20 protein-coding genes, 1 tRNA gene and 1 pseudogene are annotated in these 22,323 nt (G+C 42.6%); 7 read left to right on the top strand and 15 right to left on the bottom strand.

Annotation, left to right across the window (positions count from 1 at the left end):
• Nucleotides 1-76 precede the first annotated feature (76 nt).
• From glyS to RE476_RS08700, 3 genes are all read right to left on the bottom strand, one after another.
• Nucleotides 77-1,822, bottom strand: a complete 1,746-nt coding sequence (gene glyS, locus RE476_RS08710) for a glycine--tRNA ligase (RefSeq protein WP_309307266.1) — start codon at nucleotides 1,820-1,822, stop codon at nucleotides 77-79.
• A gap of 630 nt (nucleotides 1,823-2,452) precedes the next feature.
• Nucleotides 2,453-3,247 carry a 2-amino-3,7-dideoxy-D-threo-hept-6-ulosonate synthase gene (locus RE476_RS08705; protein ID WP_309307265.1) on the bottom strand — a complete coding sequence of 265 codons (795 nt, stop codon included), beginning with the start codon at nucleotides 3,245-3,247 and terminating at the stop codon, nucleotides 2,453-2,455.
• Between the two features lie 54 nt (nucleotides 3,248-3,301).
• Nucleotides 3,302-3,814 carry a deoxyuridine 5'-triphosphate nucleotidohydrolase gene (locus RE476_RS08700; protein WP_309307264.1) on the bottom strand — a complete coding sequence of 171 codons (513 nt, stop codon included), beginning with the start codon at nucleotides 3,812-3,814 and terminating at the stop codon, nucleotides 3,302-3,304.
• A 239-nt stretch (nucleotides 3,815-4,053) separates the two neighbouring features.
• On the opposite strand from RE476_RS08700, the gene RE476_RS08695 reads away from it, so the two are divergent.
• Together RE476_RS08695 and RE476_RS08690 are read left to right on the top strand one after the other, a co-directional pair.
• A complete protein-coding gene (locus RE476_RS08695) occupies nucleotides 4,054-4,269 on the top strand; it encodes a hypothetical protein (protein ID WP_309307263.1) in 216 nt (71 codons plus the stop codon).
• Between the two features lie 287 nt (nucleotides 4,270-4,556).
• Nucleotides 4,557-6,512 (top strand): PAS domain-containing sensor histidine kinase, encoded by a 1,956-nt coding sequence (locus RE476_RS08690; protein WP_309307262.1) that lies wholly within the window; start codon nucleotides 4,557-4,559, stop codon nucleotides 6,510-6,512.
• Between the two features lie 108 nt (nucleotides 6,513-6,620).
• Here RE476_RS08690 and RE476_RS08685 read toward each other — a convergent pair.
• From RE476_RS08685 to RE476_RS08675, 3 genes are all read right to left on the bottom strand, one after another.
• Nucleotides 6,621-6,694 (bottom strand) — tRNA-Val (locus RE476_RS08685).
• A gap of 54 nt (nucleotides 6,695-6,748) precedes the next feature.
• Nucleotides 6,749-6,949 carry a hypothetical protein gene (locus tag RE476_RS08680; RefSeq protein ID WP_309307261.1) on the bottom strand — a complete coding sequence of 67 codons (201 nt, stop codon included), beginning with the start codon at nucleotides 6,947-6,949 and terminating at the stop codon, nucleotides 6,749-6,751.
• A gap of 119 nt (nucleotides 6,950-7,068) precedes the next feature.
• Nucleotides 7,069-7,536, bottom strand: a complete 468-nt coding sequence (locus RE476_RS08675; RefSeq protein WP_309307260.1) for a YqaA family protein — start codon at nucleotides 7,534-7,536, stop codon at nucleotides 7,069-7,071.
• Between the two features lie 198 nt (nucleotides 7,537-7,734).
• Between RE476_RS08675 and RE476_RS08670 the strand changes: the two genes are divergently transcribed.
• Both RE476_RS08670 and nth read left to right on the top strand, forming a co-directional pair.
• Nucleotides 7,735-10,050: a PAS domain S-box protein gene (locus RE476_RS08670; RefSeq protein WP_309307259.1), complete on the top strand. Its 2,316-nt coding sequence runs from the start codon at nucleotides 7,735-7,737 to the stop codon at nucleotides 10,048-10,050.
• Nucleotides 10,051-10,129: 79 nt separating this feature from the next.
• Entirely contained in the window at nucleotides 10,130-10,741 is a 612-nt protein-coding gene (nth, locus tag RE476_RS08665; RefSeq protein WP_309307258.1) for an endonuclease III, read from the top strand.
• Between the two features lie 44 nt (nucleotides 10,742-10,785).
• Here nth and RE476_RS08660 read toward each other — a convergent pair whose 3' ends face one another.
• Together RE476_RS08660 and RE476_RS08655 are read right to left on the bottom strand one after the other, a co-directional pair.
• A complete protein-coding gene (locus RE476_RS08660) occupies nucleotides 10,786-11,307 on the bottom strand; it encodes a GDYXXLXY domain-containing protein (protein ID WP_309307257.1) in 522 nt (173 codons plus the stop codon).
• Entirely contained in the window at nucleotides 11,304-12,587 is a 1,284-nt protein-coding gene (locus RE476_RS08655; RefSeq protein ID WP_309307256.1) for a DUF2157 domain-containing protein, read from the bottom strand. Before RE476_RS08655 ends, RE476_RS08660 begins: the two co-directional genes overlap by 4 nt.
• 313 nt (nucleotides 12,588-12,900) lie before the next feature.
• On the opposite strand from RE476_RS08655, the gene RE476_RS08650 reads away from it, so the two are divergent.
• On the top strand, nucleotides 12,901-14,079 hold the full coding sequence (locus RE476_RS08650) for a bifunctional 5,6,7,8-tetrahydromethanopterin hydro-lyase/3-hexulose-6-phosphate synthase (RefSeq protein ID WP_309307255.1): 1,179 nt from the start codon (nucleotides 12,901-12,903) through the stop codon (nucleotides 14,077-14,079).
• 161 nt (nucleotides 14,080-14,240) lie between these two features.
• Nucleotides 14,241-14,909: a triose-phosphate isomerase gene (gene tpiA, locus RE476_RS08645; protein ID WP_309307254.1), complete on the top strand. Its 669-nt coding sequence runs from the start codon at nucleotides 14,241-14,243 to the stop codon at nucleotides 14,907-14,909.
• 19 nt (nucleotides 14,910-14,928) lie between these two features.
• Here the strand turns inward: tpiA and RE476_RS08640 are convergent, their stop codons facing one another.
• Nucleotides 14,929-15,141, bottom strand: coding sequence for a hypothetical protein (locus RE476_RS08640; RefSeq protein WP_309307253.1), 213 nt, complete (start codon nucleotides 15,139-15,141; stop codon nucleotides 14,929-14,931).
• Between the two features lie 294 nt (nucleotides 15,142-15,435).
• On the opposite strand from RE476_RS08640, the pseudogene RE476_RS08635 reads away from it, so the two are divergent.
• A pseudogene (locus RE476_RS08635) lies at nucleotides 15,436-15,647 on the top strand (triose-phosphate isomerase); the annotation flags it as partial.
• 139 nt (nucleotides 15,648-15,786) lie between these two features.
• Here the strand turns inward: RE476_RS08635 and RE476_RS08630 are convergent.
• The 6 genes from RE476_RS08630 to RE476_RS08605 all read right to left on the bottom strand — a co-directional run bounded on the left by RE476_RS08630 (nucleotide 15,787) and on the right by RE476_RS08605 (nucleotide 22,133).
• Complete coding sequence (locus RE476_RS08630; RefSeq protein WP_309309583.1) at nucleotides 15,787-17,103, bottom strand: prephenate dehydrogenase; 1,317 nt, start codon at nucleotides 17,101-17,103, stop codon at nucleotides 15,787-15,789.
• Nucleotides 17,104-17,105: 2 nt separating this feature from the next.
• Complete coding sequence (gene aroE, locus RE476_RS08625; RefSeq protein ID WP_309307252.1) at nucleotides 17,106-17,921, bottom strand: shikimate dehydrogenase; 816 nt, start codon at nucleotides 17,919-17,921, stop codon at nucleotides 17,106-17,108.
• The gene (aroD, locus tag RE476_RS08620; protein WP_309307251.1) at nucleotides 17,918-18,622 is read right to left on the bottom strand and encodes a type I 3-dehydroquinate dehydratase; all 705 of its coding nucleotides are present in this window, start codon (nucleotides 18,620-18,622) and stop codon (nucleotides 17,918-17,920) included. The genes aroE and aroD overlap by 4 nt, the downstream gene beginning before the upstream one ends.
• A 10-nt stretch (nucleotides 18,623-18,632) precedes the next feature.
• Nucleotides 18,633-19,775, bottom strand: a complete 1,143-nt coding sequence (locus tag RE476_RS08615) for a 3-dehydroquinate synthase II (protein WP_309307250.1) — start codon at nucleotides 19,773-19,775, stop codon at nucleotides 18,633-18,635.
• A gap of 36 nt (nucleotides 19,776-19,811) precedes the next feature.
• Nucleotides 19,812-20,609, bottom strand: a complete 798-nt coding sequence (locus RE476_RS08610; RefSeq protein WP_309307249.1) for a 2-amino-3,7-dideoxy-D-threo-hept-6-ulosonate synthase — start codon at nucleotides 20,607-20,609, stop codon at nucleotides 19,812-19,814.
• Nucleotides 20,610-20,765: 156 nt separating this feature from the next.
• Nucleotides 20,766-22,133, bottom strand: a complete 1,368-nt coding sequence (locus RE476_RS08605) for an ATPase domain-containing protein (RefSeq protein ID WP_309307248.1) — start codon at nucleotides 22,131-22,133, stop codon at nucleotides 20,766-20,768.
• Between the last annotated feature and the right edge of the window lie 190 nt (nucleotides 22,134-22,323).

Raw genomic sequence — 22,323 nt, 5'->3', positions numbered from 1 at the left:
AGTTTGCCATATATACACTCTTCAGAGTTTTAAACCTGAGCTAAGCAGGGTGAAAGTGTTTCATTTTAAAAAGTATTCAGAGTGCCTTTCCGGCACTCTCAAAATCCCTGCCCATGTAGATCATTTCATGGATGATGTTTGCGATATCACTCATTGGGGCACGAACCTGCTTCATGCTGTCCCTGTCCCTTATGGTCACGGTGTTGTCTTCAAGTGTATCGTAATCGATGGTGATGGAATAAGGTGTTCCGATCTCATCATTTCTTCTGTAACGTCTTCCAATGGTTCCTGAGTCGTCATAGGAGACGAGCAGCCCTTTCTGCTTCAGCTGTGCTTCGATTGTCTTTGCAGGGCTGATCAGCTCTTCCCTTGTAAGGAGTGGAAGAATGGCTACCTGTACAGGTGCTACCTCTTTCTTGAATCTCATCACAATCCTTGCTTCATCATCGGTGTCTTCCTTTCCTGCCACCATTTCTTCTTCAAAGGCATGTTCCATTGCAGAATAGAATATCCTGTCAATGCCGTAGGAGGGTTCTATAACGTGGGGTACAATGTTCTCTCCGCTGATCTTCACAGTCTCTTCTGCAAACTCAACTATTTCCTTTGGAACGGTGAACTCTTCACCATCAACTGTAACAGTAATGTTGTCCTGCTCCAGTTCTTTCTGGTTCAGGGCCTTCAATGCATCCGCCACAGCCTTCGCCTTGCCTTTAAACAGTGGTCCGAGTTTTCCCATATTCGGTTTGACCACAAACTGTGTGACTATCTTAGGTTCGCTGTACTCTTTGTAAATGGAAAGTTCGGTCTTGCTGACTGCTGCGTGTGCATTCAGGTCGTAATCGGTCCTGTCGGCAATTCCAACAACTTCGACCCATCCAAACCTTTCAGTCTCGATCTCGGCATCCCAGCAGTCAATGGCATAGTGGGCCATCTCATCTTTCTTGTGCTGCCTGAATCTCAGTTTGTCACCGGTAACTCCTATGCGCTGGAGGAAATGATTGGTAAGTCCTATCTGGTATGCAAGGAATTCGTGGGCAATGATTCCTTTGTCGACAGCTTCACCAAGTGTCATCTTCTCTATCACACCTTTGTCCTGTGCTTCATCGGAATAAAGATTGACCATTGTGTCAGCAAACCTGCTGAAGTTGGAGTGCTTCTTGTTATTCGGGTCAATGAATATCTCGGCTTCTGCCTGGGTGAACTCTCGCAGCCTTATTACTCCCTGTCTTGGTGATATCTCGTTACGGTAGGATTTTCCTATCTGGGTTGCACCGAATGGGAGTTTCTCACGGTAGAAACGGGCAAGTCTCAAAAAGTCCACGAACATGCCCTGTGCGGTTTCAGGTCGCATATATCCCTGTCTTCCGGCACCCGGTCCGATATTGGTCTTGAACATGAGGTTAAACTCGTATGCTTCGCCAAGTTCACCCTCACACTCTGGACATTTGACATTGTTTTCCCTGATGACCCTGTCAAGTTCCTCATTGCTGAGTGCATCTGCAACAGCTACAATTTTGTCTACAAGGTGATCTGCCCTGAAAGCCTCTCCACAGATTTTACATTCGCAGAGTGGGTCTGAAAATCCTCCCACGTGGCCGGAAGCTACGAACACTTCCTCTATTCCAATAGTAGGTGCCTCGATCTCCATGTAGCCTTCCTGGACTACATACGTTTCTCTCCATATCTGCTCAATTCTTCGTTTCAGGGTACTTCCAAGAGGTCCGTAATCGTAAAATCCGGCAGTACCGCCATAAAGTTCAAATGAGTTCCATAAGAATCCCCGGCGTTTTGCCAGTTCTATTACCTGCTCGTATTTATCCATAGAATATCCTCTGAATTGTAAATGATTATTATGAATCTCTCGATATGCCCATTGCATTTAATAGTAACGAAAGTACTTTAAAAGTGTCATGCTCATGTTATTCTTAAAACATGTAGTTATTTGTATGAATCTCTTTCATCAGGGTTATATGTATGTTCATACATGTTATGTTTGAGCAAGGTCGAATCTCAATCAAATCATATCATATCGTACCACCATCTTATATGATTCAAATTGGTCATTTCAACACTGGCCTTGCTCTTTCTATTATGCTATCGTTAACATGACCATCTGTTTTCTCAAACGTGTTCACGTTTACTTAACATGTCTTCATTAAGTATATGTGTATGTTCATACATTCTGTGTTTGAGCAAGGTCGAATCTCAATCAAATCATATCGTACCACCACCATCTTATATGATTCAAATTGGTCATTTCAATATGTCCTTGCTCTTCCTATTATACTGTACTGTTTTTTGTCATATTCTTTGTTTAGAGCAACTTCTCTATTCTTCAAAGCAAAATGCCAAATTATGTAAAGGTGTTTTGTATAAAAATAATTAAAAAAATGTATGTGTGGAAAACAGGCAAAACCCCTTTGTTTCCACTGGAATCTAAAAAAGTATAGAATCACTCCGATTCGAGTGCTTCTTCCACGGTCATTCTCTTGTGTGCGATTTTGGAAATATTTGCTACAAGCTTTGTAGGGTCATCTGACTGGAATACGTTTCTTCCAATGGCAACACCCTTTCCTCCTGCCTGAAGTGAATCATATACCATTTCAAGAAGTTCTCTCTCAGTATCCATTCTTGGACCGCCTGCAATTACTACTGGTACAGGGCAACCGTTGACAACCTCTTTAAAAGAGTCTATGTCTCCTGTGTAGTTTGTCTTGACAATATCTGCACCAAGCTCTGCTCCGATCCTTGCTGCATGCTTGACATACTCCACATCATGTTCGGAAGTTACTTTTGCGCCCCTTGGGTACATCATAGCGAGTAATGGCATGCCCCATTCGTCACACTTGCGGGCAACATGTCCCATATCCTGAAGCATTTCAGCTTCATCCTCTGCACCAACGTTCACGTGGATGGAAACTGCGTCTGCTCCTACCTTGATAGCTTCTTCAATAGTTGTAACCATGACTTTGTGATTTGGGTCAGGTCCCAGGGATGTTGATGCTGACAGGTGTATAATGAGGCCTATGTCCTTCCCATACCCTCTGTGTCCGTGCTTTGGGAGTCCCATATGTCCAAGTACTGCATTTGCTCCACCATCCGCAACTTTGTTTACAGTGGTAGGCAGATCAATGATCCCTTTAATAGGTCCGGCACCAACGCCGTGGTCCATGGGGATTATTATTGTATTGCCTGTGTTGCGGTCGAAGATCCTTTCCATCCTGACAGATTTGCCAATTTCACTCATGCTTGGGTCATTGCTCTAATTATAGATAATTCTAACGTGAATCCGGGCACTGTGTCACAGGTTCTCATGCTGGTATTTGCCACAGTATCCTTCTGTAAGTTCACTATGGAGGCTGAAGAATAATAGTTGCATAACCCTTGCATTCATTTTCAGTTTAAACCCGTGTGGATTGTGTACCACCAGCATTGATTCGCTTCTTCCCCTGTATCCTGAATCCCATACGGCTGTTCCTATATTTGCTCCGCATCTTAGCAGTGTTGATCTTGGTCTTGCGATAGCTGCAAGATCGAGAGGGATGTTCACAATTTCATTGAAAGTTATCTTGTATGTGCCCGGTCCAAGGTGTGCCCAGCCATTTTCATCAAAAGGTACTGGTTCTGTAGAAGGTGTTTCCCTTTCACTGTTGTCAAAATCAATCGCTCCTGCACCAGTGTATGTTTCTATGTTCTTGAGTGTGAGTTCTACACTGTTTGGCTGAAGCTGTGTATCAATATCTATCATGTTTTCAACGAGTGGTATCTCGTTGTCAATCATTGCTCTGAGCTCATTTCGTGATAAGAGGGCCATGGATGTAGGTTTATCTTATGGGATATATTTTTATGGAATATGGTTCGGATAAGTGCTTCAAGGTGTTACTCTAAATGCATAATAATGTAAACCAATTAGTTTATATATATTAGCTACTATTTGTATTTTGGTGAGTTTGAAGAAGTTTCCATAATAATTCCTCCCTGGCATATAGCTGGGACAGATGTGGAAACTTACAACGACGATTTAAGATAGAATTACTAAAAGGAGTGAATGATGTGAGTAGTACGGATCTCGTAAAATATGGGAACAGGCCTGAGCTTATGTTCCGTGTGAGTTTAAGTCCAGATGGAAGCACCTATCAGAAGGAAGTTTCTCTTGTTTTCCCTAAATATGCAAGTGCAGACCTTCCTCATTACAAAGAGGGATATATGTCCGGAATTCAAAACAGGGATTCGGATGATTGCCAGTGGCATTTTAGTGCAGAGGATTGATATTAAAATCCTCTTTTTCTTTTTTTTCTTATCTGCCATTATTTTATTGATACTTAATCAGCTCAAATCTCAGTTTTTCATATTATATTCTCCTTGATATTTTATTGGATTTTGAGTGTACTATGTTTACCAAAAATACATTTAATATAATATAACCATAAATGTTGAATAAGGAAAGGGAGTTCCTTTTAAAACATATTTAAACAATTTATTTATTCGATGCAGTTTGCATATTCTTTGGGGTCAATAGGTGGCATTGACAAAAATGTCATATCAGGGGAATTTGGATGGTTCAGGTGAAAAAAGAAGGATCATGTTCTGATTCATATGGGAATGATGTTTGCTCTTTTAGTGGGATAGAAAGTCAGAATGATCATGGATCGTCTACTGAGCAAAGTGAATTTGCTACTGAATCTTGCATAACAGATACTGCAGCCTCCCGGATTGATGGATATTTGTGCATATCTTCCAGCGGTCAGATAATGGAGGCAAATGAGGCATATTGCCAGCTCACAGGTTATTCCCGGGAAGATCTTCTTAAAATGACGTTAGATGACCTCGATGCAAGCGAATACAGGGATGATTTAGTCGATAACCTGCATAACATAATTAAACAAAACAAGGGTCGTTTAGAGTTCAATCATCGTACTAAAGATGGCAGGCTTCTGGATCTGGATGTAAGTGCAACATATGTAGAATTCCCAAATCCGTTCTTCATTTTTATCTTGAAGGATGTTACAGGTCTTAACCAGACAGATAGATTCTTCCTGGAAAAAGGTGGTACTTACAGGTCTTTGTTCAAGCATAATAAGGCAATCATGTTGCTGATCAATCCTGAGAATTTTGATATAATTGATGCTAATATTGCGGCATGTAAATACTATGGGTGGCCACTGGAAGAAATTACCTGCAAAAAGATCCATGAAATAAATACCCTTTCTCCGAAAGGTGTTCGGAATGAAATGGAAAAAGCTGTGGATGAAAAGAGAAATTACTTCCTTTTCAAGCATAAGCTTGCAAATGGAAAAATCCGGGATGTTGAAGTCTACAGCAGTCCGGTCATTGTTAATTCACAAAACCTGTTGTATTCTGTTATTCATGATATTACTGAGCGTAAGTTGGCAGAAGATGAATTGAAAACCAGAGAAATGCAACTGCGTACTGCACAAAAGATAGGGCATATAGGAAGTTGGGGCATTGATCTGAATTCAGGTGGTGTTTTTGCTTCAGAGGAAGCCTTTCGAATATATGGCCTGAATGTAAAAACTCTCACGGTAGGTGATATACAAAAAGTAACGCTGCCGGAGTATCGTCCTATGATGGATGAGGCCTTAAAGAGCCTTGTCAGAGAAAAAATTCCATATGATATCCATTTCAGGATAAAAAGAGGAGTGGATGGTGCAATTCGTGATATTCATTCTGTTGCAGAGTATTATGCCGGAAAGAATTCGGTGATAGGTACCATTGAGGACATCACTGAGCGTAAAAAGGCCGAGGATGCGCTGTTACATGCAAAGATGGTTGCAGAGGCTGCAAGCAGAACTAAGGATGAGTTCCTGGCAACCATGAGCCATGAGCTGAGGACTCCACTGACATCTGTTATAGGTTTTTCTGATGTTCTTCTCGATGAAACGTTTGGCAGCCTTGATGAAAAACAAACACGGTATGTAAATCACATTTCTGATGCAGGAAAGCATTTGCTGAAGCTCATCAATGATGTGCTTGATCTCTCCAAGGTTGAAGCCGGTAAAATGGAGCTTCAGTATGAGATTTTCTCCGTATCCGATGCTATCAATGAGGTTCAGATATTAATATCCCCTCTTGTCCAAGATAAAAATATCCAGATGGATGTTGAGGTCGATCCTCAACTTGGCAAAATCAATGCAGACAGGACGAAGTTCAAGCAAATTTTGTACAACCTTGCAAGCAATGCCATCAAGTTCACTCCTGACAGGGGTTCAGTAAGGATACATGCCAGATGTTCGGATAGTGTGGTCCTTGCAAGTGTCAAGGACACAGGCATTGGTATTTCTAAAGAGGACATCAACAAACTCTTCCACCCCTTTAAACAACTGAATTCATATCTCGCAAACGAGTCTGCAGGAACAGGTCTAGGACTTGCCCTTGTGAAGAAGTTCGTTGAACTTCATGACGGCAGGATATGGGTTGAAAGTGAGGTTGGTGAAGGCAGTACGTTCACTTTTACTATTCCTGTGGGGTCAATGCAGCAAAAAGAACGATGAAACAGATATCTGATCATGGATATTAGCGTTAGAATTGGGTATGTTTTCAGTTTCATAGAACCGTATAATATAGTTCTCTGAACTTCCAGAATTCAAAAATAAGTATGATGGGCCCGGGGAGATTCGAACACCCGACCTCTGCCGTGTGAAGGCAACGTCATGACCAGCTAGACCACGAGCCCAGATCAATGGAAAATACGTCTTCCTATGTATAAATCTGTCGTTGATTCTTTAATTCACTGTTCGCTCTTTTTTTTAAGGAGGGCGTAAGTGATAAGGGCTACAATAATAGTGCCTGAGAATATGGTGATCAACGCTGTAGTGGGTTGTAGATAAGTATATGCGATGATTGCAAGCAGGGTTCCAAGAATCATTGCAACAGGTATGAGCAAAGAATTCTTCTTCATTGATTTTTCATCAAGATCAAATTGTGCCATTTTTACCCCATTTAAAAGGTTTACTATCATAATATATCTCTAATTATATTAAAGCGGGCTATATATAGTTATGTCTCATTTGTTCAAATCTTGAGCAATATGACCACAAAAATAGCATTTTACTGGATGCCAGCCAGTGCGCCCACTGTAATGTAGGATAGTACTGTATATCTTGCCATTTTTCCTATGAACACATAAAATGAAAATACTTTAAAATCAAGCTTAAGGATTCCTCCCATAGCTGCAATAGCATCTCCTATAATTGGCATCCACGTTAAAAGCAGGAGAAAGACACCGTATTTTGCAAATAGTTTATCTGTTTTTTCAAGTTGTTCTCTGGAAATTGAAAAGAATCGTTCTATTATATCCCTGCGTCCTATCAGTCCTATATAATACGTGGTACATGCTCCCAGGTAGTTACCTATTGATGCCACCATTATAATGGTAAAGGTATCAAAACCTTTACTGATAAGTAATACCACAAATACTTCTGAACCAAGGGGCAGGATTGTCGAAGCGAGAAAGCTCGTTATGAACAGCCCAAGAAATGCATGTTCTTCTATTAACCCTAACAGAAAATCTATCATTTTTATACCTTAAATTTTAATTTTATTTTCTACAATCCTAAAAACCAGCTCATGAATTTTATATATTAATAGTGGGATATGGTTAGTCTGCAATAATTGCTCATACTGGATAAATTTCCTATTGTTGCATTAGCACTAATTAAATGGCTATTATCCTAGCTTATAATTCGCCATTATCTATTCAAGGTTTATAATATCATGGACAAAAAACCCGAATATACTCTATTGGTCGTTGATGATGACCCTCTCAACGTAAAGCTTCTAGAGGCTTTCCTTTCAAAAGACTATGTTGTCCGACCAGCTTATGGTGGTGCAGAAGCTCTTGATATCATAAGTTCTGAAAAGATCGACCTTGTGATGCTTGATATAATGATGCCGGACATGAATGGCTATGAAGTGTGTCGCAGGATCAAAGCATCTGAATCAACACATTTTATTCCGGTAATTATGATAACCGCTCTTTCATCAAAGGATGATCGGATCGAGGGAATTGAGGCGGGTGCAGATGAATTCCTTGTCAAACCGATTGACAGGGTTGAGGTTCTTACCCGGGTACGTACTCTGTTAAAGAACAAACAGTTATATGATGAACTGACCTCCGAAAGAGATAGGGCACAGAATTATCTTGATATTGCAGGGTGTATAATTGTTGCTTTTGATGCGGATGGGTCGGTAAAACTTGCAAATAAGAAATGCTGCCAGTTGCTAGGATATGAAGAGTCAGAATTGATTGGCAAAAATTGGGTAGAATCGTTTGTCCCTCCTGAGGACCGGGATGGTGTATCCTCGGTTTTCAGAAATGTGATGGCTGGGAATCTTGCTGGAGTAAAGGTTTTTGAAAACGGAATTGTCACAAAAAGTGGTGAAAAAAAGATTATCCACTGGAATAATTCTTACTTGAGGGACTTAAATGGTGAACTCTCCGGCATACTTAGTTCCGGTTCAGATGTGACTGAGGAACGATTTGCTTCTATGAAGATCAAAGCATCCGAAGAGAAATTCAGGGTTCTTTTTGAAAACGCTGCAGATGCAATTATAATCTTTGATTTTGATTGCAATGTGATCGATGCAAATTCAGTTGCATGTGAAATGCTCGGATATAATCTGGATGAATTGCTGTCCATCTCAAGGGATGATCTTGTAGCTCCTGAATTCCATGGGGTCTGTTACGAAAGAGTTGCAGATATTATGGAAACTAAATTTAGCAGATTTGAGCTTGCATGTCTGAAAAAAGATGGTGGCTCAATCCCTGTAGAAATGGGTGTAAGGGTAATCAAATACAATAATATTAGTGCCCTTCTATGTAATGTAAGAGATATAAGTGAACGTAAGTATGCAGAGAAGGTCTTAAAGGAAAGTGAACAAAAGTTCCGTCTCCTTGCAGAAAATGCCAACGATGTTATATGGACCCTGAGTCCTGAAGGCAAATTCACGTATACAAGCCCATCTGTTTTTAAATTAAGGGGATATACGTCTGAAGAAGTTGCTAACCAGACATTTGATGAGATATTCCCGCCTGAACATCAGGCTACAATAGCTAATGCTGTTAGCAGATTCTATGATAATTTGAAAGCTGGCGAGGTTAACTACTCAGAGTCTTTTGAGATAGAACAATACCATAAGGATGGCCGCCTTATATGGACCGAAGCCATTGCCAATCCTGTTTATGATGATGACGGTAATTTCCAGTTTTTCCTGGGTGTGACCCGTGATATTTCTGAGCGTAAAAAGGCTGAAGAGAAGATTAGTTCCTATACTGCTGAACTGTCAAGAAAGAATGAGGAGCTCAAAATTCTTGACAGGATGAAGGATGAATTCCTCTCTAACCTGACTCATGAATTAAAAACTCCTCTTATTTCGATAAAGGGTTACAGTGAACTTGTCCATGATGAAGTGATGGGGCCACTTAACACAAAACAGAAAAATGCCATGAAGACGGTTCTTACTAAGTATGACCACTTAAGTTTCCTGCTGGACTCTCTGATATACATGAGTATTGTCAAATCAGGTAAGGTTCACTATAGGATGGACCCTATCAGGATAGAGGACAGCTTAAAGAAAGTAGTGGAATATTTCTCATTCAGGTCCCAGGATAAGGAGCTAATACTTCTCCTTGATTTTGAAGAGAATCTTCCTCTGATCAAAGGGGATGTTGAATACATGCCTTATCTTTTCAGGTCCATAATTGACAATGCCATAAAATTCAGTCCAGACGGTTCAAAGGTTCTGATTCGTGCTTTTGAGGATGATGGTGATGTTCACATTGTGGTCAAAGATTTCGGAATAGGTATTCCAAAACATGAATTATCCAATATTTTCAAACGTTTTTATCAGATAGATGGTTCCATGTCAAGGAAGTATGGCGGAAGCGGATTGGGCCTATACGTCAGTAAGACAATAGCAGAGATACATGGTGGGAAGATATGGATTGAAAGTGATGAAAGTGCCGGAACAACTGTTCATGTTCATTTCCCTTCCTATCTGAAATGCAAGAATCAGGATGCAAACGAATAACGTGCACAATACTTATTTTCTCCAACTATAACTCCTTGTTAACAAAGTATTTTATATTCCGGGGTTTCTACCTCATTTGATGTATGTCGAAGATGTAGTCTCACGCCTCAGGGAATTGTATCCGAATGGTTACTTTCACATTAACCGTGATCCTTTCTATCTTTTGATATCCACTGTCCTGTCCCAGCGAACCCGCGACGAAGTGACTATCCCGACAACGCAGAAGCTTTTCAGTGTATTCGGAACGGTTCAGAAAATGGCAGAGGCTGACGTGGATGAGATACAGGAACTGATAAGGAATGTAGGTTTCTACAGGGTAAAAGCCCAGCGTATCATTGACATTTCACGCATTATCCTTCAGGACTATAATGGAATTGTCCCTGACAGTATGGATGAGCTTCTCAAACTGCCGGGTGTTGGCAGGAAGACGGCTAACTGCGTACTTGGATATGGATTTGAGCAGGATGTCATTGCAGTGGATACTCATGTACACCGGATATCCAACCGCATGGGTCTTGTTGAAACCTCAGACCCTGATGAGACGGAAAAAGAGCTCGAAAAAGTGGTCTCTAAGGAGGACTGGAAGGATATCAACGGGCTTATGGTCCTGTTCGGGCAGAATATATGCCGTCCAGTTGGTCCAAAGTGTGATGAGTGTATCATGGATGATATCTGTCCGAAGATAATCTGAAACCTTTTGAATTATAGCGTGAAACGTTTTTTCATTAACGGAGCTCATTCGAACTCAACTGGTTCGCCATTAAGCAAAAGCTGTTTGACAACGGCAGAACAATCTGTATCAACTGAAACTATCACGGAAATATTATCCATTTGTTCCTGAATCTGCCATCCTTCTCCTTCAGGTACGAAATAACTCTCAATGCCCCATTCGATCATTATGGCATCACCTGTATTTCGGGTAACTGTTCCTTTCATGCAGACATCTTTGTCTCCAATGGCAGGTTTTGCGTGGCTTATTGAATCTATGCCCCAGTATGTCGTTTTCTCAGAGAGTACTGCATATATGGATTCCCCATCCATGAACTCATAGTCATAGGGTGTTTCATTAAGGTTCACGCTTGATATTTCATAATTGAGGATCACATAATCTCCTCTGAATACATCTCTCGGGTCAACAGGCTCGGTTTTCAGTACAATTTCTTTCCCCTGGTTCAATGTAACATATTTGGGCAGGAATATCAGTGAGATGACTATCAGTGAGTATGCCATCAGCAAAAGGAATTGTTTTTGCTTCATGCGTGTTCTCCTTCTTTTATATCATTTATTATGGAGCGCCTTTTTTTCTCCATGTACCATCCAAACAACAGGAGGATGATTCCGCCAACAATGAATGCAAGGGACCTGGGTAAAGACCTGTATAATGTAGTAAAATACAGGTGCAATACTCCGATCATGAAAAAACCCATTCCTATATTGACAAATGACAATATCGATCTGTAGTATCCAATGAGTATGCTACCTATGGTGAGGATGAAGAACATGAGATTAAAGAGAATGAATAGCAATGTGGCTGTGCCGGGTTCCAGCTGGTTCAGTCCGTAATCCTGTACATGCGAGACTGCGAGTGAATCTTTGAATATGGTCAGCATCCAGATGGCAAACAGGCCTGCAAATGCAAGTATGAGCTCAATAAGCTCGTATTTGCTATTCTCATGCTTTTTGCATAACAGGGCACTTTGCACTATCATTATAACCGAAATCAGCATGAACAGGATAAAAAGTGCCTGAAGCATTCCTGTCAGGGGTTCTATACGCGTTAATGTGTGCCTGAATGGTGTTTCCAGTGAGAAGTAAAAATACGATATAAGAATGAAGAACAGCCCTGATCCCTGATACAATTCCCTGAAGTGTGAAAAGCTTTCAAATTTCAGGTGGATCTGCCCAAGTCCGTACAGGTTAATGCCTAACAACAGGTAGAACATGAAGATGCCAAAAGAACCCACAAAAAGTTCCGAATTCTGTCCCACATAAAACACAGTCCACAGTGCAAATACTAATATTTTCAGGACAAGGATGCCGCTTGAATTGAATGCATATCCGTAGGGCAGTATTGCTATTAACCATACGAGTAAAAGCCAGTGTGCATCTGCATTGACATTGAATATCTGTGCATTCAGGAATATTGTTGCGCCTATCAGCAGCGAGGCAAGAAAAAGCAAGGCTTCTCCGAGTTTAGGGTGAGTGCCCTTCCTGTATTTTAAATTCCACCCTGCAAAATATGTGGAATATGTCGTACCGAACAGGAGTAGCAGTTTTGCAAAAGTAGGCAGTTCTTTCCAGTTAGCGGCAACAAAGAGGATTGCTCCTACTCCGACAAGTAAGGCACCAAGTATCGACATTACCTGGATGCTCTGTGATGTTCCGTCCTTTTTGGTTGTAGTTTCATCACGAGAATTTGTCGGCATATCGTATCTCGACAATATTGCATTTAACTGTTCGTCATTGATTATGCCCTCATTTTCCCATTCCATGGCTTCTCTCTGAAGCCATGCTCTTTGTTCTCCTTCTTGCATCATTCAATAGTTATATGCAAGGATATATTTTAAAAAACCGGCTTATTTTTTGTAGAAGTGTATTTTCTCCTGTTTAATGTATGCTGTGGCTTAAAATGCTCTACATTCTTCAAAATTGGGATAAAATAAGGATGATAGCTTCAACAAACTATTTATTGATATATAATATATAAAGCACAAATCTTGTGTTATATGCCGCAACTCTAATATAAAAAGTGCTGGTTTTGCACGAGAACTGATAAATTTCATACTTGCATTAGCATTAATTAACTAATAAATGAACTAGTATTTACTTCAGCATATAAGAGTGAGAATCATGTTACTAATCGGAGAAGCATTAATTGGCGAGGCACCAGAACTCGCACACGTTGACCTTATGATCGGAAACAAAGACGGTCCTGTAGGTCAGGCATTCGCAAATGGTTTAACACAGTTGTCAGCAGGTCACACCCCTCTGCTCTCAGTTATCCGTCCAAACCTTCCTACAAAACCTGCAACACTTATCGTGCCAAAGGTAACAGTAAAGAATATGGAACAGGCTTCACAGATATTCGGTCCTGCACAGGCTGCTGTTGCAAAGGCTGTTGCAGATGCTCTTGAAGAAGGGGCATTCGGTGACCTTGACCTCGATGATATTGTTGTTGTGGCAAGTGTTTTCATTCACCCTGAAGCAAAGGATTACAACAGGATATACAGATACAACTACGGAGCTACAAAATTGGCAGTAAAACGTGCAGTAGATGGCTTCCCTGACCTTGACACAGTACTTAAGGAGAAGGACAGAATGGGCCATGCTATCATGGGATTCAAGGTATCCAGGCTCTGGAACCCACCATACCTGCAGGTTGCACTTGACAACCCTAACCTTCCTGTAATTCTGGACATCGTCAGACAGATACCAAAGAGCGACCACGTTATCCTCGAAGCAGGCACACCTCTTATCAAACGCTATGGTACAGATGTTATCGGCAAACTCAGGGAAGTTCGTCCGGATGCATTCATAGTTGCTGACCTCAAGACTCTCGACACAGGAAACCTCGAGGCTCGTATGGTTGCAGATGCAACAGCAGATGCAATCGTGGTCTCAGCACTGGCACCAATAGCAACCCTTAACAAGGCAATCGAGGAAGCACACAAGACCGGTATCTATGCTGTCATGGACACACTCAACTGTGATGATCCTGTAGCTGTACTCAAGGAACTTGATGTACTGCCTGATGTAGTTGAACTGCACCGTGGTATTGACATCGAGGGCACTGCACACGCATGGGGCAGCATCGATGGCATCAAGGCACTCTCACCAAAGATCCTGGTGGCAGTGGCTGGTGGAGTACGTATCGACACAATGCCAGACGCACTTTCAGCAGGCGCTGATATCCTTGTAGTTGGAAGAGCTATCACCAACGCAAAGGATGTAAGGCAGGTCGCAGAGAAATTCATTGAAGGTCTTAACAACCCTGAGATCGACCAGTTCAGAGTAATGACTGACTTCTAAGCGTGTGGAATTTCCACACCCTTATCTTCTTTTTTGGTCTTTTAATTCTGTTTTTACGTTCCTTTCGCCCTTCTTTCCACTCTTATATTTATAGTTGGAGTTACATCTATAATGCTGCGTACTTGATACGTATACTGATATTCATATTGGAGAGATTTAATTTGAGTTCTACACTAATTGTCCTGAACCTCAAGACATACCTTGAGGGTACAGGCGAAGGCGCCGTAAAGGTTGCACAGGCATGTAAGGAAGTTGCAGATGAATGCGGAATTGAGATAGGTGTTGCACCACAGTTCTGTGACATCTACCGTGTTGCATCACAGGTTGACCTTCCGGTCTACGCACAGAGTCTTGACCCGGTAGGAGCAGGCAGTTTTACAGGACATGCATTCGTCCAGTCCATCAAGGATGCAGGTGCAGTTGGAACTCTTATCAACCACTCCGAATGCCGCCTTACACTTGCAAACATCGATGCATCCATCACAACTGCAAGAGATGCAGCCCTTAAGACTATAGTTTGCACCAACAACGTTGCAACCTCAGCAGCAGCAGCAGCCCTTGGTCCTGATTATGTGGCAGTAGAACCGCCAGAGCTTATAGGTTCCGGCATCCCTGTATCAAAAGCAGACCCAGGGGTAGTCACAGGTTCAGTTGAGGCAGTTAAGAGGATCAACCCGGCAGTGCAGGTTCTCTGCGGTGCAGGTATCTCAAAAGGTGAGGATCTTGCAGCAGCTCTTGAACTTGGTTCAGTTGGAGTTCTGCTGGCATCGGGTATAGTAAAAGCAGCAGACCCTAAGGCTGCACTGGAAGACCTTGTGAGCAAGGTCTGATCACTTTCTCTTACTTTTTTCAAGGCAGGCTCAGCCATGCAATCAATAGCATCATGGTTGCAGTTATCACTCTGACAGTTATTGAAAGGTCGATATTGAATTGCTCTTTCATCATCCTGGCTATGCCGATAGGCGGTGGTGCTATCAGGAGTGCGGCAATGAAGAGTGGAATGCCCGATATGAAGTTCCTTTCCACTATCATAAGATAGAGGCCCTGGATTCCCAGGTACATTCCAAAAACAGCGGTAAAGAAAATTCCGATCTTAAAAAACCGTAGGTATTGTTGGGGTGTTGGGGATGGACCTTTCACATTATCACTATTTGATGTAGGCACAGGTGAATGATAATGTTTGTCCGTGAAACTTATGTAAGAACTGCCATGGAAGTATTATATTCACAGAGTCAGAACCGATCATCCGAAATGATCTCATATTCTAAGCTTACAGCTGATTTAGCTAGATCACACTGATCCTTTCATTTTCTCTTAAACCTTTACACGTATCTCTTTTATTCACTGAGATTATGCCGCCTTACACTTGCAAACATCGATGCATCCATCACAATTGCAAGAGATGCAGCCCCAAAGACCATAGTCTGTACCAACAACGTTGCAATCTCAGCATCAGCATCATTAGGCCCTGATTATGTTGCAGTTGAGCCACCTGGGTTTATCGGCTCCGGCATCCTTGTATCAAAAGCGGATTCTGGGTCGTCACAGGCTCAGTTGAAGCAGTAAATTGAATTAATCCGGTAGTACAGGTTCTCTGTGGCGCAGGCATCTCAAAAGGAGAAAACCTTGTGAGAAAGGTATGATTATCCCTTTTTCAAATAATAAGCAAAAAAGCAGTCCCTTTGGGATCTTATCTTAGAGTTGCTCTTATCCCCGAATAGTGCAACCAATTCCCTTGAATTGCCTTTCAATTTCTTGCTGAACCTTCTCAGCCTCAACATCGCCCATTATCATAACACGAAATGTAACACTCAGACGCTTTGTACCTTCAATTCCATCGTACCTGTCAATGATCTCAATAGAAACAATATCGTCATTGCAGGAAACAAGCTCCATGATCACATCTGCATCAGCTTCTTCCGGCATCAGTGCCGATATATCTCTCAAGTGATGCTCAAGGTTATCGAGTTTCCACTCATGCATTTCCTCTTCACTTAACAGGCGGATGTTCTCTATCTTAAGAGATATCATCCTGCTGCCGGCATCCAAAACAACATCTCTTGGACTTACTTTTTCGACAATTCCAGTGTGGACAATTCCTGAGTAGATGTGCCTGACACCGATCTCCTGGCCGATGGAATCCAGCAGCCTGTCAAATTCAGCTATCTTTGAGTTTATGAGTTTGTCAGACCTGCGCAGTGCTGATGCCGTATCTCCAAAATGCACTGCAGCTTCCTTCATTTTTGTTGTGAAGGCTTCAACATCCTTTTTCCTGACAATGGAGGACATCTCGCTGCACTGCTGCATGAAAGCATCATGCACCTTTAGAACTTCCGGGTTCTCCATCTGGATATATGCATAGAGATAAGGGTTCTGTCCAAGTATCCTGCCAACGAAATCAAGCATGATGTCGTAGACCGGACTCATGAAGCGCCTTGATTCATTCACACTGAAATCAAGCCGGTCAAAGGTCGTACCGATGGTGATGTAAGCAAAGTGAGTAAGTCCCTGCACAACGGAAACGAACCTGTCGTGCTCTGCGGGAGTGATGACTTCGATATGTGCACCGTTGTCCTCAAAAAGTGAGCGCATGATCGGGAACCATTTCTCACATCGTCCGTTAATTGGTGTTAGAATGAAAATCTGTCCGTGCAGACTTGGAATGGATGGTCCGAACATAGGGTGGGTGCCGAGTATCTCCACATCTTCGGGAGCATACTTCTTCATAGCTTCAGTGGGTCCGACCTTCAGGGAAGTGAAATCCATAAGAAGGCTTCCACTCTTCATTTTAGGTGCTGTTTCACTGATGACCTTTTCGGTGATGTTGATGGGTACTGTTACGATAACAATGTCACTGGTGCTTATTGCAGCATCAATATCACGGGCAAACTCAACTCCCATTCTCTCTGCTATCTCTGTCTTTCCGCTGCTGCCCCAGACAACGACCTCGTAACCGTGGTTCTTAAAAAAAGGAGTGAACCACTGTCCCATTTCACCGGTACCGCCTATGATAAGGACCTTCAAACTCAAAAGCCCTCCAACACTGCTTTTTTCATAACGTCAATGGGTGGTTCCACACCGGTCCATATCTTAAATGCCTCTGCCCCCTGGTAAACAAGCATCATCTCTCCGGTGACAGCTTTAGCACCGGCTTTCTTTGCTTCTTTCAAAAGGGTGGTTTCCAGAGGATTGTACACTATATCGAATACAGTGAGTTCAGGGTGCATCTCCTCTGCTGTTGCTATTGTTCCCTCGGTCTTTGGATGCATTCCAAGGGTGGTGCAGTTGATGAGTATGTCGCTGTCAGCTACCAGTTCCTTCATGTTGTCAAGTCCGCAACCTCTGGCACTTCCGACTGCCGACACACCAGTTGCAAGCTCGATAGCCTTTTCCTCGGTCCTGTTAGCTATGGTGATGTCAGCTCCGTCCTTTGCGAACTGGAATGCGATAGCTCTTGCAGCTCCTCCTGCACCTACGATCAGTACATTGGAGCCTTTTACCTTCACTCCTTTTTCCTCAAGGCTGCGTTTTGCACCAAGTCCGTCAGTATTGTAACCTACCATGCCCTCTTTGAAATCAACGGTGTTCACAGCGCCAATTCCTTCAGCCAGCGGGTCTGCACTGACTATCTTCAATGCTTCCTGTTTCAGCGGGACGGTGAGATTCACTCCACCAAAACCCATGGCCTTTGCTCCAAGGAGCGCATCTTTCAGTTTCTCAGGGCTGACCCTGAATGCATGGTATGTGCATTCCATATCAAGTTCCCTGAAAGCTGCGTTGTGCATGTCAGGTGACTTTGAATGTGCTATTGGATCGCCGAATACCCCGTAAACAGTTCTCAAAAGAGTATCTCCAGGGCTGATTTAAGTTCGTGTATCTTTATCTGCCCGGGTGCCACAGCTTTTGCAATTGCACCGTATGTCAGGCGTGAACCATAACAAGGAGCAACTATGCGGCTGTGTTTACCAAGTTCTCCCATTGCAATGGTGCATACCGGTTTATCAATGTCGGCAGTTGCCTGAAGTACATTAAGTACATCCTGCTTTGATTGGGCCATGACTGCCAGCTTTGCAATATCCGCACCGGCCTCATACGCATTGTTGAGTATCTTTTTCATTTCCTCAACAGAGGGTGTGGCGTTGAAATCATGGGCTGAAACGATAACAGTTACACCTGCAGCTTTTGCCGCATCTATGAGCTTGCTGCGCTGGTCTGCATCTGCGCTGAGCTCGATGTCAATTGCTTCCACGAAAGGGAGTATATCTGTCAATAATGCGATTCTTTCTTCCTCGCTGCCTTCCCACTTGCCACCATCAGATTGTAACCTATTGGTTGCAATACATGGGAGGTTGGTATTCACTTTTATCCTTTCAATTGTCTTCTTTGCTTCCTCAAGGTCCGAAAAATTGAGAAGGTCAAGTCTCAATTCCAGTACATCGGCACCCAGCCAGTTTGCAGCTTTTGCATTTTCTGCCGGGTCATCGTCTATTACTGAGACTATTGCAGGTTTTTCATCGAGGTCAAAAGTCCCTATTTTCACCATAGCGACCACCTTATTTTTCGATAATGGTCTCTTCTATCTTCATTCCGAAGTGGCGCCCGATGTCCTCTGAGTGGACGAGTATCTCATCGCCAACCTTCAGGTCAGTCACAGCTACGGGTTCCTTGTCCTTTGTAACAAGCTTTATGGTTTCTGCATTCTGCAGGATATTCTTGATCGTTTTTCCATTTAGGTCTGCTTCAACAAGAATGAGCGGCCTTCTCTCTATCTTTACCCGGCCAACTACTCCAGTTCTCTGCTTACCGTTCCCGTCAACTATGGTGACCTGGTCGCCTGCTTTAAGTTCGGAAAGGTAGCGGGTCTTTTCGCCTACTTTGATGTATGCATGTACCGCACCGGCATTGACCCTGAACGGACGGGATGCGACGTATGGGCTTTCCTCTGATTCGGAGTGTACAAGGAACATACCGTTTGCCTGTGAACCAACAAGCATTCCCTCGCCTTTGACCATCAGGTTGCATGTGTCTACACAAACCCTGTCACCCATGCCGATGGATTCAACTTTTGTCACAACTGCAGTTTTAATCTCCAGGTTACTGACACCAGCACTTTCAGCGACTTCGGCAGTCTTCTTGATCTGGCTCAGGTCCTTTGTGTCAAGAAGCACACCATCGGTTCCGTGCTCCATTGTTTCAAAAGCAAGCTTCGCTTCTTCTGAGTTCTGAACTCCGGATATAAGTTTTACATCCTTTTTCTGTAGTCCTGCAATGAGGTTTTCCAGTGGAATGACCTGCCAGTCAGTGCCTATGGTAATGAGATAATCGCAGACATTTCCCATTTCGGCTGCAAAGTTCTCATAGTTCTTGTTCTGGATGATAACATAGCCTGCAACCTTGAGTCCTTTCTCTTTCAGGCGAAGGGCATTTGTAATGTCAAGTGAACCTCCGTAGTCAGGTGGTAATGGTTTTGTTCCATCTCCTTCTCCTCCTTTTCCGACTACGATTATTTCTGCTCCTTCAACATCATTGGTAGCAAAGGCAGCCACTTTTACGTTTCCAAGTTCTTTTACTTTTTCAACATCTACAGCATCAACCAGTATGGCATCTACTCCTGATTCCATCCCGGTAGTGATTATAGCCTTGCGTTCATCCCAGTTGCCTTCATCGGCCTTTATCCAGATTATCTTATTATTCATATGAGCACATCCACAAGCACAGAAAATAATCTATCTTTATTTTAGCATTTCCAGTGCTTCTTCAACTGACTTTTTATGGTGCACTATCTCTGTTATTGCTCTTGTAATTTTTGTAGGATTCTCGTGCTGGAACACGTTCCTTCCGATAGCAACACCTCTTGCACCGCCTTCCATAGCACCCTGGATCATTTCAAGGAACTCTTTGTCAGTGTTTGTTTTTGGTCCGCCTGCAATTACCACAGGTACGGGGCAGCCCTGAACCACATCTTTGAATGTATCAACGTCTCCGGTGTATAATGTTTTTACAACATCTGCACCGAGCTCAGCACCAACTCTTGCAACATGCGCAACGAGTTCTGAGTCATGGGGGTTGCTGATGTCTTTTCCACGTGGGTACATCATTGCAAGAAGTGGCATTCCCCAGTAGTTGCACTCTTCAGCTACGCTTCCGAGTTTTTGTAACTGGTCTGCTTCGGTCTCTGATCCGACATTCACATGTATTGATACTGCATCAGCTCCCATTTTCATGACCTCTTCCACAGAGCATACCTGTACTTTGTTATTTGGGTCCGGTGCAAGGGATGTAGAAGCGCTCATGTGGACTATGAGTCCTACATCATGTCCGTATCCTCTATGTCCATGAGTGACGATTCCCTTCTGCATGAGCACTGCGTCCGCTCCGCCGTCTGCAACTTTATTAATGGAATCTGCTACATTTATCAGGCCCTTTATAGGTCCGTCTGATAATCCATGGTCCATGGGGATTATTACCATGTTCCTGCTTTCTCTGTGCATGATCCTTTCGATACGAATCTTCTTACCAATTTCTGTCATATGATTTCACCCTCTTTGTATGTTATTAGATGTGTATCAATGCACTATAATGTGCACTAATGTATTTATACTATCTTTGCTACTATGTGACACAGTAGCACGGATTTATATTTAAATGTTTTTGTATTGGCTGTCAAAAAAGAAAAATAAAGAGTATCACATATCTTTCAGGAATTCACCGATGTGTATTCCTTCAGAATCTATATCATATTGGATGAGATGTTTCTCATGGTCACTACCATGCATCTTCATAATTGACATGGTCTTTTTGATCTCCTTGCCAATCTCTACGTGTTTGAGTAGTATCAACACGTCCACAAGTGAGGAAACTGGTATTTCGCTTGTAAGCACATTATTGCCAGCTGCCCGGTTACCACTGATGAGCATGGATGTAATTCCCATATCCTTAAAATTCCTCATCATATTGGCAATATGCTCTCTTTTGACAACAGGATCTGCAAAAACATAATCAAATCCTGATATGTCGTCCAAGAGTAATCTTTTTGCTCCCATCTCTTCAATGTTCTTCCTGAGCTCTACGGTATGTCTGCAGGCATTGATCTCCGGAGGAGGTGTGTAAATGATCTTTATCAGTCCTTTCTGTTCCAGTTCTTCAAGCTCAAGCCCGAGACTTGAAGCATAACGACGCAATTCCGCAGGGCTGTCTTCAAAAGTACTGATGATCCCGGCATCGCCATCCCTGGCGCCCTGGACAATAAAATGGAGTCCGAATAACGTTTTCCCGGTGCCTGTATTTCCTGCTATCAATGTGGATGAGAGTTCAAAGAGCCCTCCACGGATCAATTCATTGAACCTGGGAATTCCTGAATCAATTCTCGTTTCAGGTGATAACTGTTCGGTGTTATGGGTGGTTATTCTGGGGTATATCTCTATTCCACTGCTTGAAATGTCGAATGTATGCTCTCCCTCTATGTAATTGGGGCGATTCATTTTCATTATCTTGATCGAGCGCTTGCTTCCTCTCCTTTCGATCTCCTGTGAAAGATATATTATCCCTTCGACCACATCGCTGATGACTGATCTGCACACATCAGATTGCGACATTGTTCCTGTCAGGTAAACAATGGCATTCCATTCTCCAATTGCAGAATTAAGTGAATACATGAACCTTCTTCTTTCAGCTTCAGGAAAACCAAATCCGATAGGTGTCACAGGGTCTATCAATACTCTGTCTGGTTTTAAGGATGCTACTATATTCCCAAGTTCAACCAGCATCGTAAGTGGATCCCTTTCAACGGAACTAACATTAAAGGTACGGATATTCAGGGACTCTTCGTAAAAATCATAGTTAGAGAGCGCTTCTCTGACTGCGGTTTCGGATTTTGATGTCATGCATACGTAAAGCACATTCTCTCCATTCTTGGCTGCTTCACATAAGCCCTGTACTCCGAGTGTGGTCCTTCCACTACCGGGGTTACCTGCGATCAATATTGTGGAAGGGGCCATGATGCCTCCTCCGAGGATCTCATCCAATCCCGGTATTCCTGTAAATTTAGTTTCCAAGGTATTTTCCTCTCACAAAACTGCGACAAGCAAAGTAATTATATTTTACTAAATATGAAAGTTTCTCTCTCTCTAATATAGTTTTCATTTTAATTTTACTTAATACTATTTGTTAAATGGTAGGCAGCGGAATGCCCAAGTTGAACCGCCTAATATTTGTTCAATTTATTTTTGTTTTATAACATTCAAG

This window comes from Methanolobus mangrovi (assembly GCF_031312535.1).
GTDB lineage: Archaea > Halobacteriota > Methanosarcinia > Methanosarcinales > Methanosarcinaceae > Methanolobus > Methanolobus mangrovi.
This window is presented reverse-complemented; position numbering and strand designations above follow the sequence as displayed.